The sequence below is a fragment of the Massilia sp. NP310 genome, from assembly GCF_019443485.1.
Taxonomy (GTDB): domain Bacteria; phylum Pseudomonadota; class Gammaproteobacteria; order Burkholderiales; family Burkholderiaceae_D; genus Telluria; species Telluria timonae.
Window position 1 is genome coordinate 3,802,320 of sequence record NZ_CP080379.1, and the last position, 14,162, is coordinate 3,816,481.

The 14,162-nt window shown below is 68.1% G+C and carries 9 protein-coding genes; 1 reads left to right on the top strand and 8 read right to left on the bottom strand.

Annotation, left to right across the window (positions count from 1 at the left end; genetic code table 11):
* Positions 1–48: 48 nt before the first annotated feature.
* Positions 49–1,239, top strand: coding sequence for a globin domain-containing protein (locus KY496_RS16715; protein ID WP_219861636.1), 1,191 nt, complete (start codon positions 49–51; stop codon positions 1,237–1,239).
* Here the strand turns inward: KY496_RS16715 and KY496_RS16720 are convergent, their stop codons facing one another.
* The 8 genes from KY496_RS16720 to KY496_RS16755 all read right to left on the bottom strand — a co-directional run bounded on the left by KY496_RS16720 (position 1,240) and on the right by KY496_RS16755 (position 14,156).
* Positions 1,240–2,100 (bottom strand): head GIN domain-containing protein, encoded by an 861-nt coding sequence (locus KY496_RS16720; protein WP_005664734.1) that lies wholly within the window; start codon positions 2,098–2,100, stop codon positions 1,240–1,242.
* 123 nt (positions 2,101–2,223) lie between these two features.
* The gene (locus tag KY496_RS16725; protein WP_005664732.1) at positions 2,224–3,336 is read right to left on the bottom strand and encodes an NADH:flavin oxidoreductase/NADH oxidase; all 1,113 of its coding nucleotides are present in this window, start codon (positions 3,334–3,336) and stop codon (positions 2,224–2,226) included.
* Between the two features lie 101 nt (positions 3,337–3,437).
* A complete protein-coding gene (locus tag KY496_RS16730) occupies positions 3,438–4,424 on the bottom strand; it encodes a succinylglutamate desuccinylase (protein WP_005664730.1) in 987 nt (328 codons plus the stop codon).
* A 3-nt stretch (positions 4,425–4,427) separates the two neighbouring features.
* A complete protein-coding gene (locus tag KY496_RS16735; RefSeq protein WP_219861638.1) occupies positions 4,428–9,119 on the bottom strand; it encodes an NAD-glutamate dehydrogenase domain-containing protein in 4,692 nt (1,563 codons plus the stop codon).
* A 100-nt stretch (positions 9,120–9,219) separates the two neighbouring features.
* Positions 9,220–10,560, bottom strand: a complete 1,341-nt coding sequence (gene astB / locus KY496_RS16740; RefSeq protein WP_219861640.1) for an N-succinylarginine dihydrolase — start codon at positions 10,558–10,560, stop codon at positions 9,220–9,222.
* 2 nt (positions 10,561–10,562) lie between these two features.
* Positions 10,563–12,059, bottom strand: coding sequence for a succinylglutamate-semialdehyde dehydrogenase (gene astD, locus KY496_RS16745; RefSeq protein ID WP_219861641.1), 1,497 nt, complete (start codon positions 12,057–12,059; stop codon positions 10,563–10,565).
* On the bottom strand, positions 12,052–13,104 hold the full coding sequence (gene astA, locus KY496_RS16750; protein WP_005664722.1) for an arginine N-succinyltransferase: 1,053 nt from the start codon (positions 13,102–13,104) through the stop codon (positions 12,052–12,054). The genes astD and astA overlap by 8 nt, the downstream gene beginning before the upstream one ends.
* Complete coding sequence (locus KY496_RS16755; RefSeq protein ID WP_005664720.1) at positions 13,095–14,156, bottom strand: arginine N-succinyltransferase; 1,062 nt, start codon at positions 14,154–14,156, stop codon at positions 13,095–13,097. Before KY496_RS16755 ends, astA begins: the two co-directional genes overlap by 10 nt.
* Between the last annotated feature and the right edge of the window lie 6 nt (positions 14,157–14,162).

Sequence of the window (14,162 nt, forward strand, 5' to 3'; positions counted from 1 at the left end):
TTTCAGCCTTCAAACATGCGTTTAAATTGCATCTATTAAGGAACTTCCATGATTTCCGCCGCTTCCCGCCCCTATATCGACGCTTCGGTTCCCGTCCTGCGCCAGCACGGTCCTGCCATCACGACCACCTTCTACGCCAGTATGTTCAAGGCCCACCCGGAACTGCGCCAGCTGTTCAATATGGGTAACCAGGCCAGCGGCGTGCAGCAGCAGTCGCTCGCCTCGGCGCTGTTCGCCTATGCCGCCAACATCGACAACGCCGCCGCCCTCGGTCCGGTGGTCAGCCGCATCGTGCACAAGCACGTCTCGGTCGGCCTGACCGCCGACAAGTACCCGATCGTCGGCTTCCACCTGCTGGGCGCGATCAAGTCGACCCTGGGCGACGCCGCCGTCGAACCGTTGATGAAAGCCTGGGAAGAAGCCTATGGCTCGCTGGCCAAGGTCTTCATCGACGCCGAAGCCAGAATGTATGCCGACGCCGGCATCGAGCCTGGCCATCTGCGTCCGATGCGCGTGACGGAAGTGGTACGCGAAAGCGAGAACGTGCTGTCGATCCGCTTCGTGCCGCAGGATGGCGGGCCGCTGCCGCCGTTCAAGGCCGGCCAGTACGTGAGCGTGGAAGCGATCTTCGACGACGGGTTCAGGCAGCTGCGCCAGTACAGCCTGTCGGATGCGCATGGCGTCGATTCGATGCGCATCTCGGTCAAGCGCGAGGAAGGCAAGGCCGACATCCCGGCCGGCGCCGTGTCGAACTGGCTGCACAGTAAGGTGAAAGTGGGCGACATCCTGCAGGTCAGCTACCCGTTCGGCGACTTCCTGCCGGATACCGAGTCCGACGAGCCGGTGGTGCTGCTCTCGGCCGGCGTGGGCATCACGCCGATGATCGGCGCGCTGAACCGCATCGCCCTGGTCAATCCGCAGCGCCGCGTGATCTTCGCGCACGCCGCGCGCTGCGCCGCACACCATCCGCACCAGGCCGACGTCGCGGCGGCCCGGGCGCGCATGCCGAACCTGGAAGTGGTGACCTTCCATGAAGAGGGCGACGCTCCCGGCACCCTGCCCGGCTTCATGGACCTGGCGCGCCTGCCGGCGTGGCCGCGCAGCGAGACCAATGTCTATATGTGCGGCCCGCTGCCGTTCATGCAGGCGCAGTGGAATGCGCTGCTGGAAGACGGCGCCCCGGCCGAACGCCTGCACCGCGAAGTGTTCGGCCCGGACCTGCTGGACAACCTGATCTGATCAATCCAGCAGGTGCACCCGGTCGCCGGTGATGCTGCGCTGGGCCGGGTGGCCATACACGCGGATGCCGCCCGAGCCCGAGGTGCGGGCGAACAGCGACTGTTTCACCGTGGCGCGGATGCCACCCGAACCGCTGGCGCCGAGGTCGGCGTCCTCGGTTTTCAGGTCGGCCAGGTCGACGCTGGCCGAGCCGCTCACGCGGGCGCTCAGCGAGCGCACCGCGCCGCTGGCGTCAAGCGAGCTCGATCCGCTCAGATCCAGGCGCGCATGATCCCCCTTTACCTGCCCCAGGCGCATGCGGCTCGATCCCGACAGGGTCGCGTCGATGCCGTCGCTCTGCAGCCGGCTCGCGTCGAGCAGGCCCGAGCCGCTGGAGCGCGCATTCAGGTTGCCGACCTTGCCGCTCAGGCGCACTTCGGACGAACCGCTCTTGCGTACGTCGAGCGGCGTTCCAGCCAGATCGCTCACTTCGACGCGGGTCGCGCCGGAAGCGCGCACCTCGGAAAGGCGCGGCACGGTGTACACGATGCGCAACGGAGTCTTGCTGCGCAGGCTTTTTTCGGAATAGATGCGCAGGGTGTCGCCCTCGGTCTCGGTGCGGATCAGCGGCAGCAGGTTGCTATCCGCCTCGACCACCAGCGACGGCGCCGGGCCGACACGTACCTCGACCGGCAGCGAGCCGCTCACGCTGATGGCCGGCAGTGCGCCAATCGCGCGCTGGTCGCGCGCGGCGACGCCGTTGCCTTCCTTCGCATCGCTGCTCCACGCGGTATGCACGCGGGTCTCGCCGTCGCCCGGAGCGACGATGATGGCGCAGCCGGTGAGCGCTGCAAGGGAGGCAAGGGCGATAAGGGTACGCATGGCAGTCCAATCAGGTTGTTGTTCGAGTGATGGCACTCTAGCAAGCCCCCTGCCCCGTCGCCATCTGCATGCGACGAACTGCGATAAAGCCGCGCTGGACTGCAAAAAAACGGCGTGAACGGATCAGCGCTGGCGCAGCCGCGTATCGCCGAACAGTTCCTTGTGCTCGCGCGGCTGCGAACGCCAGTACTGCGGCGGCGCGAACACCTGGTCGCCCAGCTCGGCCGCCGCATGCCACGGCCAGCGCGGGTCGTACAGCATGGCGCGCGCCAGGCCGATGACGTCGGCCTGGTCGCGCTGCAGCATGTCCTCGGCCTGGCGCGCCTCGGTGATCAGGCCCACGCCGATGGTCGGCAAGCCGGTCTCGCGCTTGATGCGTTCGGCGAATTCGATCTGGTAGCCCGGCCCCAGCGGGATCTGCTGGAGGGGCGAGACGCCGCCGGTCGAGACGTGGATGAAGTCGCAGCCCTGGGCCTTCAATGCGTGGGCGAAGCGCACGCTCTGCTCCAGGTCCCAGCCGCCCTCGACCCAGTCGGTGGCCGAGATGCGCATCCCCACCGTCATCCCCGGCACCGCCCCGCGCACGGCGGCCAGCACCTCGAGCGGGTAGCGCATGCGGTTCTCCAGCGAGCCGCCATACGCGTCGTCACGGTGGTTGGCCAGCGGCGACAGGAACTGGTGCAGCAGGTAGCCGTGGGCGCCATGCAGCTCGATCGCGTCCAGGCCTAGCGCCTGGGCGCGGCGGGCGGCGGCCACGAAGGCGTCCTTCACCCGCACCAGGCCGTCGGCGTCCAGCGCCAGCGGCACGGTCTCGCCGTCGGCATGCGGCGCCGCGGACGGGGCCTCCGTCTGCCAGCCGCGCGGCTGGTCGGGCGGGATGTTGGCGCCGCCTTCCCATGGCACTTCGCTCGACGCCTTGCGCCCGGCGTGGGCCAGCTGGACCGCGACCTTGATCGGGGAATGGCGGCGGATCGCGGCGATCACCGGCGCCAACGCGGTGGCGTGATCATCGGACCACAGGCCCAGGTCGTCCGGAGAGATGCGGCCTTCTGGGGTGACGGCGGTGGCTTCGATGATCAGGAGCGCGGCGCCGGACAGGGCCAGGTTGCCGAGGTGGATCATGTGCCAGTCGGTGGGCAGGCCGTCGACGGCCGAGTACTGGCACATCGGGGCGATGGCGATGCGGTTGGACAGCTCGAGAGTGCCCAGGGAATAGGGAGAGAACAGCTTGCTCATGGTGCCTCCTGCTTTTCAAGGAGGTCCAGTCTAGCCCGCCGGAAGGATTCGTGCAGAAGGCAAGAGAGCGAGCCGCGGCCCGCTCTTCTGTGCACTGCGCTTCAGTGAATGCGCACCACCATGATCCCGGCGCGCAGTCCTACTCGCACGTCGGGGTTGGGGAACACGACCAGTTCCTCGTCATGCTCGACCGTATAGACCGTGTCGCCATCCAGCGCGATCACCTCCCCACGTTTCATCGGCGTGAAGTTCCAGGTCTCGCGGCCCACGCGCATGCTGAACGCATCGGACAGCTTCATGATCGAGCGCGCCGTCGCGAACACGTGCGGCGCCGCCTTCGCTTCACCGGCAGGCTGCCCGCGCAGCAGGCGCTCCAGCGCCTTGGCCGCATCGGCGAACTGCGACAGGTCGTTCTGTCCCAGCGTGCCGACCCGCCCCAGCTCGACCGTGGTGCCGGCCGCGCCGAGGTGCTCGGACGTGAAGTAGCTGTAGGTGCCGGCGGAAGCCGGATTCATGATGATGGCCTGGATCCCGGCCTCGCCCATCCACGCGATCAGGCTTTCGCGGGCCCGGTCTGCGATCAGCTCGGGCACGATCGCGAACATCGGATAGTGCGAAGGCCGGATCGCCGTGTGCAGGTCGAGATGCCAGCGTTGCGGTCCGCTGCCTTCGAAGAAGGCGCGCGTGACGTCGATCAGCACGTCGGCGCGGCCGGCCTCGAAGGTCCCGGCCAGCGCACCGCGCTCGGCACGGAACATGCGGTTCAGGTCCGCATCGACGAAGCGCTTGGCCAACCGGATGGCATCGATGTTCCCGACGCACAGCATCAGGTCCACCGCCAGCGCTTCCGGCGTGCGCGACAGCGCCTCGACCAGCCAGGCGACCATCTCGATCGGCCCGGTCTCGTCGCCATGCACGCCCACCGACACCAGCACGCTGGGACGGCCGGCATCCGGCGTCGCCGCCTTGACGGTCAGCACGCCGGACGCCGGCTGCGCGACCGCAAAGCCGGCGCTTTCGAAGCGCTGCGCGACCGAGGCGAAATCCGCCTCGGCCAGCGCGCGCACTGCTTCAGGCAATGCGCTCACGATTCAGGCCGCCAGACGTTCCGGACTCAGGCCTTCGGACAAGGCCCACACGTCCAGCATCGCCTGCTCCAGGTCGGCCGGCTGGGCGAAGCCGGTCAGGCCGCGCGCGGCCATCACTTCCTCGACCGCCGCTTCCATATTGCCATCCTGGCCCGCACGCTCGATCACCTGCAGCAGCAGGCGCTGCTGGGCGCGGCGCAGCGACTGCAGCGCATAGTTGCGCAGCTGTTCCTGCGACTTGCTCTGCGCCGGCAGCTTCAGGCCCAGTTCCAGCGTATCGATGCCGACCTTCTGGCGCAGCACGGTGCCGATCTGCAGGAACTGCAGCAGGGTCATGCCGCCAGGGCGCTGCACCGACACGGCGGCGAACAGGAACGAGGCCTGCGATTCGATGATCTCGACCGCCTTCCAGACCGCCGCGAACGGCACCGGCAGGCCGGTATGGCCGTCGGCTTCGGAACGGATCTGCGGCGCCTGGCTCTGATCGGCCTCGGCGAACAGGGTCGACAGCTCCTTCAGGCCTTCCGAGTTGGCCGGCAGCGACAGCACGCCTTCGACCACGGCGCGCAGCATGGCGCGGCTGCGGTTGTCGACCGCGACCGAGACGTCGCGCGGCACCACCAGGGCGTCTGCGTCGAGCGCCTCGAATACCGGCGCCAGGTGCAGCGCCGCCCAGGCGCGGGCCCAGGCCTTGACCACTTCGGTCTCGTCGATGCGGTGTTCCAGCGCCAGGTCGCGCAGCATCAACGGGCCGCAGCGGTTGACCGCCTCGTTGGCCAGCACGGTGGCCAGGATGGTGTTGGCCAGCGGATGGTCCAGCGGATCGCGGGTCGCCACCAGCTGGGCCGGGAAGTAAGGACGCAGCAGCGAGTCGGCCCACACCTCGTCGGTCAGCGGCAGCGCCGCCAGCGTGCGCTTGAAGCGGTTCTTGACGTTGGCGATCACGACCGCCAGCTCCGGCGCCGTCAGGCCCAGGCCCAGCGACTTGCGGCGCTGCAGTTCGGCATCAAGCGGCAACTGCTCCAGCTCGCGCGAGACCGCGCCTTCGGCTTCCAGGTTGCCGATCAGGGCCATGTAGCCGTCGACCACCGCGCTATTGGCCTGCGCCTGCACTTCGCGCGTCAGCAAATGGGTCTGCAGCGTATTGTCGCGCAAGACCAGGCGCTCGATCTCGCCCGTCATCTCGTTCAGGATGCGGTTACGGTCACTTTCCGGCAGCTTGCCGGCGTTGACTTCGGTGTCGAGCCAGATCTTGACGTTGACTTCGTGGTCCGAGCAATCCACGCCGGCCGAGTTGTCGATCGCATCGGTGAAGATGCGGCCACCGGCGAGCGCGAACTCGATGCGGCCGGCCTGGGTCGCGCCCAGGTTGCCGCCCTCGGCCACCACCTTGCAGCGCAGTTCATTGCCGTTGACGCGGATCTGATCGTTGGCGCGATCCTTGACTTGCGCGTGGGTTTCGGTCGAGGCCTTGATGTAAGTGCCGATGCCGCCGTTGTAGAACAGGTCGACCGGCGCCTTGACGATGCGGTGCATCAGTTCCTGAGGCGGCAGCGAGGTCTCCTCGATGCCCAGCACTTCGCGGATCTGCGGCGACAGCTCGATCGAGCGGGCATTGCGCGGGTACACGCCGCCGCCAGCCGAGATCAGGTTCTTGTCGTAGTCTTCCCACGACGAGCGCGGCAGCGCAAACATGCGCTCGCGCTCCTTGAACGACACCGCCACGTCCGGGGTCGGATCGAGGAAGATGTGGCGGTGGTCGAAGGCCGCCACCAGCTTCAGCTGGCGCGACAGCAGCACGCCGTTGCCGAACACGTCGCCCGACATGTCGCCGACGCCGGTCACGGTGATCGGGTTGTTGGCCAGGTCGTGGCCCAGTTCGTAGAAGTGGCGCTTGACCGCTTCGAACGCGCCCTTGGCGGTGATGCCCATCTTCTTGTGGTCGTAGCCGTTCGAGCCGCCCGAGGCGAAGGCGTCGCCCAGCCAGAAGCCACGTTCCACCGCGATGCTGTTGGCGATGTCGGAGAAGGTCGCGGTGCCCTTGTCGGCAGCCACCACCAGGTAGGGATCGTCGCCGTCATGGCGCGCGGTCGCAGCAGGCGGAACGATCTCGCCCTGCACGCGGTTGTCGGTCACTTCCAGCAGGCTGGCGATGAACAGGCGATAGACTGCCTCGCCCTCGGCCGCCACCACGTCGCGCGGGGCGCCGGCCGGCATCTGCTTGCACACGAAGCCACCCTTCGAGCCGGCCGGCACGATGACGGCGTTCTTGACCATCTGCGCCTTCACCAGGCCCAGCACCTCGGTGCGGTAGTCTTCCATGCGGTCCGACCAGCGCAGGCCGCCGCGGGCGACCGGGCCGCCGCGCAGGTGCACGCCTTCGAATCGGCGCGAGAACACGTAGATTTCGCGGTAGGGACGCGGCTCCGGCGCCAGCGCCAGGTTGCTGGTGTCGACCTTGAAGATGATCTTCTCGCCGCTGTTCTGGAAGTAGTTGGTGCGCACGGTGGCCAGCGCCAGGTCGACCAGCGCGCCCATGATCTCTTCGGTGTCGGCGTGGTTCACGCTCGGCAGGCCGGTCTTGAGGGTGGTCAGCTTGCTGCTGCCTTCGTTGCGCTGTTCATCGCTCAGGGCTGGATCGAAGCGCATGATGAAGCCGGCGACGAATTCCTTCACCAGGGCCGGCTGGGTGCGCAGGGTCTCGGCCATGTAGCGCACCGAGAATTTCGAGCCCAGCTGGCGCCAGTAGCTGATGTAGGCGCGCACCAGCTGCACTTCGCGCAGCGACAGGCCGCCTTCGATGGTCAGGCCGTTCATGCGGCCGTCTTCGGCTTCGTCGTTGAACAGGGCACTGAACAGCTCTTCGGCCACGTGGGCGATGCCCGGCTTGGCCAGCTTGGCGGCGCTCTCGGCGTCGACCGTCAGCGCGGTCACGTAGCGGCGCACGCCGTCCAGGCCGGTGTGGCGGTAGGTCTGCTCGCGGTCGACCGCGATGCCGGCGTTCTGCAGCGCCGGCAGGATGCGCGACAGCGACGGCACGGTCTCGCTCGAATACAGGCGGATCGAGGCGCCGGCGGCGTCATCGTTCTCGATGCGCGCGGTCACGCGGTCCGGACGGCATTTGGTGAGCAGCGCATGCACGTCGCGGAACGCGGTTTCGGGCGCGGTCGCGGTGACGAAGTTGACCGGCAGGGTCGGCACGATCTTGCGCATCAGGCTGCGCTGGCGGCTTTCGTCGACCGAGTTGATCAACTCGGCGAAGCGGTCGTGCCAGCCATCGAGCACGCCCAGCAGCGGACGCTGGATGTCGGTTTCCAGGTCGAGCGGATAGCGCGCGGCGTGCGCGATCAGGTAGACGCGCGCCAGCGGGCCGTCGGCCACCAGGGTCTGGACGTCGACGTCGCGCGCGCCCGAGCTTTCCTTCAGGGCGCCGGCCAGGCTGGCGGCCACCGCGGCGGAAAAGCGCTCGCGCGGCAAGTAGACCAGCACGTTCAGGTGGCGCTGGTAGACGTCGCGGCGCGCGAACACCTTCGCGCGCGGCTGCTTGTACAGCGAGACCACGGCGCTGCAGACTTCGGCCAGCCATTCCGGCTCGGCTTCCAGCGCTTCGGTGCGCGGCAGCGATTCGAGGATCTCGATGAATTTCTCGGCGCGGAAGCCTTCCTGGCGCACGCCGGCGATCGACAGCACGCGCGCCACGCGGCCGCGCGCGAACGGCAGGCGCGCCAGCGGGGTCGAGGTGGCGGCGCGGGTGAACAGGCCGATGAAGCAGTGCTCGCCCAGGATCTTGCCTTGCGCATCCAGGTCGCGCACGCCGATGAAGTCCAGCGGCGCGTCGCGGTGCAGGGTGCCGGCCACGTCGGCCTTGACGATCGACAGGTTCTCGGCGCGCAGCGACAGGGTTTCGAAGTCGCCCGGAATGCTGGCCAGGCAGGTGCCGTAGACCGGGTGCGCGGTATCCTGCAGCACGCCGATGCGGCTCGGGATGTCGCGTTCGAGTTCGCGCGCGCCCGGCTTGACGACGTAGTAGGCGTAGCCGAACGGCTCGTAGCCTTCGTTCTTGGCCCACTCGAGGAAGGCCGCGACTTCCTGGCCTTCCGGGGTGCCGGTGGCAGCGGCGGCGGCGGCCACGGCGGTCATGCGGTCGCCCATGGCGACGGCGTCGCGCTGCACGGTGGCGGCGTCGTTGGCGACCATGCGCAGGCGCGCGGTCAGCTTGTCCAGTTCTTCGAACTGCAGTTCATCGTTCAGCAGGCACAGGACGATCGATTCCAGCGGGCTGCCGGCTTCGCCGACCGCCACCACCACGCCCTGCCCGTCGCGGCGCACCGGCAGCACGGCGTTCATCACGCCGGCGGCGGTCAGGCGTTCGCGGCGCAGCGCCATGACGAAGGAGTCGACCAGGTAGGGACGGTCGTCGTTCAGAATCAAGAGTGCGGTGGCGATGCCGCCGCGGCCGTCCGAGTAGCGCATGGTGGCGATCTGGGCGCCGGGGCCGCTGCGCTGGGCCAGTTGCGAGAACCCTTCCACCAGCACCGGCGCCAGGCTTTGCGGCGCGGTGCCGGCCAGGTCTTCGTCGTCGAGCGATCCGATCCAGGCGGCGGTCAGGGCATTGACCTGGGCGCTGTCGGCGGACTGGTTGGCGTTGACCAGCGCGAGCGTCTGGTTGCGCAGATCGTTGGGCATGTCTTTCATCTTGCTTCTCCAAAGTTGTGTGCCTGGTGCGCCGCAAGCTCGTGGCCCAGCGCTGCCCTGCTTATCTAGGGCAGGGATCTCCCGCCCGAATACTACATCGTTACCAATCGTACAGCCCCGGCAATCCGAGGATGCGGGTGAGTTCTTCCAGCGCCGTCGCGCATTCGATGGCCAGCTGCGGATCGGCCAGGTCCTTCGGCTCGATGCGGTCGCGGTAATGTTGCTCGACCCAGCCCACCAGCCGCGCATACAGCGCCTCGGTCATGATCACGCCCTGGTGCATGGCGGCGGCTTCTTCGTCGGTCAGCACCACGCGCAGGCGCAGGCAGGCCGGTCCGCCGCCGTTGCGCATGCTCTGGCGCAGGTCGAATTCGACCAGCTCGTCGATCGGGCCGCCGCTGGACACCAGGCCGGCCAGGTAGTTGGACACGGCCGGGTTCTCGCGGCACTCGTGCGGCACCACCAGCGCCATGCGGCCGTCCGGCTTGGACAGCAGCTGGCTGTTGAACAGGTAGCTGGCCACGGCGTCGGCCACCGGCACCTGGCCGCTCGCCACGCGCACCGCCTGCAGCTCGGTATCGACGCCGGCCAGGGCCCGGCGCAGCGCGTCCAGGGTGCCCTCTTCGTCGGCAAACGCCTGCTCATGGTAGAACAGCACGTTGCCGTTGCCGACCGAGATCACGTCGTTGTGGAACACGCCCTGGTCGATCACGTCCGGATTCTGGGCGGCGAACACGGTGCGCGCCGGGTCCAGGCCGTGCAGGCGCGCGATCGCCTGCGACGCCTCGAGCGTCTGGCGCGCCGGGTATTTCCTCGGGGCCGGGGCGGATGGGTCGAACTCCACGCGGCCATAGACGAAGAATTCGACGCCGGGCGCGCCATGGCTGGCGGCGAAGCGCGTGTGGTTGGCGGCGCCTTCGTCGGCGAACGCCGGTACCGACGGCAGGGTGTCGTGCACCACGAAATGGTTGCTGTCGGCGAAGATCGCGCGCAGCGTGCGCGTGGCCTGCAGGTGCTCTTCGGAGCGGTGCAGCTTGTTGTTCAGGTTCGCTGCGGTAAAGTGCACGCGGCCGTCGAGCGAGTCGGCCGAGGGGCTGACGGTGCCGGCGTTCGCGGTCCACATCGGCGCGGCCGACCAGGCGCAGGCCAGGATCACGGGCGCTTCGCGGTAGGCGCGCGCCAGGACGTCGGCATCGGTACCGGAGAAGCCCAGGCTGCGCAGCAGGCGAAAGTTCGGACGGCCCTGCGGCGGCATCACCGCCTGGGCGAAGCCGCGCGCTGCCAGTTCGCGCATCTTGGCCAGGCCCTGCAGCGCGGCCTGGCGCGGGTTCGAGGCCGAGCGCACGTTGTTGAACGAAGCGACGTTGCCGAACGAGAGGCCGGCGTAGTTGTGCGACGGGCCGACCAGGCCGTCGAAGTTGAATTCACGGGCGTCACGCATGCTCAGGCTCCTTGCGCCGGGAAGGCCAGGCCGGGCGACAGCTTGGCCGGCATTTCCAGTTCCGCAGTCTCGATCGAGGCCACCGGGTAGGCGCAGTAGTCGGCCGCGTAATACGCGCTCGGACGGTGGTTGCCCGACTTGCCGACGCCGCCGAACGGCGCCGAGCTGGCCGCGCCCGTGGTCGGACGGTTCCAGTTGACGATGCCGGCCCTGGCGCGCACGGCAAACCGCTTCCACAGTTCTTCCGACGGCGACAGCAACGCGGCAGCCAGGCCGAATTCGGTGGCGTTGGCCACGCGCAGGGCTGCGTCGAAGTCGTCCACGCGGATCACCTGCAGCAGCGGGCCGAACCATTCTTCGTCGGGGATGCCTTGTGCATCGGTGGTGTCGACGATGCCGGCGGTGACGAAGCCGGCGTCCTTGTCCAGCTGGCGCATCTGCAGCAGGATTTTTCCACCTTTCGTCGCCATGTCGGCCTGCGCCTGCACCAGGCGCGCCGCGACGGCGCTCGAGACCACCGGTCCCATGAATGGCTGCGGCTCGGCATTCGATGGACCGACCTGCAGGTTCGCCGCGACGTCGACCAGGCGCTTCAGGAAGGCCTGGCCCGCTTCGTTGTCCTGGATGACCAGGCGGCGCGCGCAGGTGCAGCGCTGGCCGGCCGAGATGAAGGCCGACATCACGGTGTGGTGGACGGCGGCGTCGATATCCAAGGGGTTGTCACTGAGATCCCACACCACCAGCGGATTGTTGCCGCCCATTTCCAGCGCCAGCATCTTGCCCGGCTGGCCACCGAACTGTTTATGCAAGGCGGAGCCGGTCTGGCTGCTGCCGGTGAACAGCACGCCATCGACCAGCGGTTCCTGGCCCAGCGCGATGCCGGTCTCGCGGCCGCCGTTGACCAGGTTCAGCACGCCCTTCGGCAGGCCGGCCTTCTCCCACAGTGCGACGGTCTTCACCGCCGTGCGCGGCGCATACTCGCTCGGCTTGAACACGACGGTATTCCCGGCGATCAGGGCCGGCACGATGTGGCCGTTCGGCAGGTGGCCGGGGAAGTTGTACGGGCCATACACGGCGAACACGCCGTGCGGACGGTGGCGCAGCACGGCATTGCCGTCCGCGACCTTGGCCAGGCTTTCGCCGGTGCGCGCGCTGTAAGAAAGGACAGAAATGTCGATCTTGTTGGCCATGGTCGCAACCTCGGTGCGCGCTTCCCACAGCGGTTTGCCGACTTCCTCGGCGATGGTCGCCGCCAGCTCCTCGGCGTTTTCCTTCAGCAGGTCGCGAAAACGGATGGCGACGGCGATGCGTTCTTCGAGCGGGCGCAAGGCCCAGGCTTCGAAGCTGTCGCGCGCCGCCTGGGCCGCGCGCGCCACGTCTTCCTGGGTCGATTCGCTGCTGGTCCAGGTCTGGCGGCCGGTCGACGGATCGACGGTGGCCAGTTCGCGACCGCTGCCGGCGAGCCACTCGCCGTTGATGTAGTTCGAGAGATTAGCCATGGGAAGTCTTCCTGGTATTGAGTGTCAGGGTGCGCACGTTGTCGCCCGCGCTGCAGCCCAACTGGGCCAGTTCCTCGGGCTTGAGGACCACGCTGGTGGCGCCCGGCACGGCGCGGGTCAGGATCATCCGGAAATCGCCGAGGCGGGTGTTCGACACCAGCATGTGCTCGGTGTCCGGGGCAGCGTCATGGTCTTCGACCGGCAGCCCTTCGGCCGCCACCGCCAGCACGCTGTCGCGCACCGCGCGCAGTTCGGACACGCGGCCCTGCAGCACCGGACCGGCGTCGAAGATGTCGACGTAGCCCTCGTAATGCATGCCTTCCTGCTCCAGCAGGCGGCGCGCCGGCTGGGTCGAGGTGTGCACCTTGCCGATCACGTCGATCGCCGATTGCGGCAGGTAGTCGACGTACAGCGGCTGGCGCGGCATCAGCTCGGCGATGAAGGACTTCTTGCCGATCGCGGTCAGGCCATCGACGTGGTTGAAGTCCATCTTGAAGAAGTGGCGGCCCAGGCCTTCGTAGAACGGCGAGTCGCCCGCCTCGTCCTGGTAGCCGCGCATCTCGGCGATGATCTTTTCGGTGAACAGGTGCTGGAACTGGGCGATGAACAGGAAGCGGCTCTTGGACAGCCACTTGCCGTTGAAGCCGGCGCGGTACTGCGGCAGCAGGAACAGCGAGCACAGTTCGGTCGAGCCGGTGAGGTCGTTCGACAGGTACAGCGTCTCCATCCGGGTGAACACGTTCAGCTCGCGGCTGCAGTGCACCAGGGTGCCGATGCGGTAGTTGTAAAACGGCTCGGTCAGGCCGACCGCGCCCTTGATCGCGCACACGCCGGCGATGCTGCGGTCCTGGGTGTGCTCGAGCACGAACATGTAGTCGCGCTGCTCGGGCGGGATGGTTTGGGCGAACGAGGCCTCGGAGGTGGCCAGGCGCTGGCCCAGCATCTCGGGATCGGGCTTCAGCGTCGTCATGCCGCTGCCGGCCTGGCGCGCCATCTCGATCAGGGCGTCCAGGTCGGAGGTCTTGGCGGAACGGATCACGAGCATGCGGGTTCTCCCTGGATGCGCACGCACACCACTTCGTCGCCCGGCGCCACGCCCAGCGCCTGCTGGACGTCACGCGGCAGCGCGATGGTGTGCGCATGTTCGATCGGCGCCGTGCGCACGGTCACGGCGCGGAAACCGTTGTCGACGGTGGCGACGGCGTAGTCGACAGGCGCCACATCGGGAGCAGGTTCATGCCCCTGAGCAGGCCCCGCGCCCACGCGCAGCTTGTACGAGGCGCAGAACGAGCGCAGCGCGTTCTTGTGCGCCTGCAGGATCGGGCCGCCGTCGAAGATGTCGATGTATTCGTCGGCTTCGAAGCCTTCTTGCGCCAGCAGGTCGAAGGCCATCTGGCCGCCGGGATGGATCTGGCCCAGCGCGGCCTGGGCGTCGCCCGGCAGCAGCGGCACGTAGACCGGATAGTGCGGCATCAGCTCGACGATCAGGGTGCGGTTGCGGGCGCCCTCGATCAGGCGCTCGGCCTCGAGGAAATCCATCTTGAAGAACTTGCGGCCCAGCGCATTCCAGAACGGCGACTGGCCGTCGGCATCCAGGCGCCCGGCCAGCGGCACGAAGAAGCGGTCGCCGAAGCGGTGCGGCGCCAGCATCGCATACAGCAGGCGCGCGCGCGACAGCAGCGCGGCCTCGACGCCGGCGCTGTCGCGGTGGCGCAGGAAGAAGCCGGACAGCTGCGAATAGGCGGTCAGCTCGGAGCACAGGGTCAGCGCGTGCACGCTGTGGCTGATGTTCAGGTCGCGCGAGACCTGCTGGATCACGTCGTTGCGGAACGCGAAATAGGTGCCGTTCGAGCCGGCCGAGGCGTGGATGATGGCGGTGCCGACCACTTCGCGCGAACGCAGGTCTTCCAGCACGAACAGGTACGACTCTTCGCTCGGGATATCGACCTGGGCCGCGAACGAGGCGATCGAGCGCTCGACCGCCGCGACTATGCCTTCACGCGTGCGCGGGAGCGTGTGCACGCCCGGCATCGAGATGGCCGCCATCGCTTCCAGCGCGCCGATATCGGCGCGATCTACCGGACGGACAACATACATGTGTAC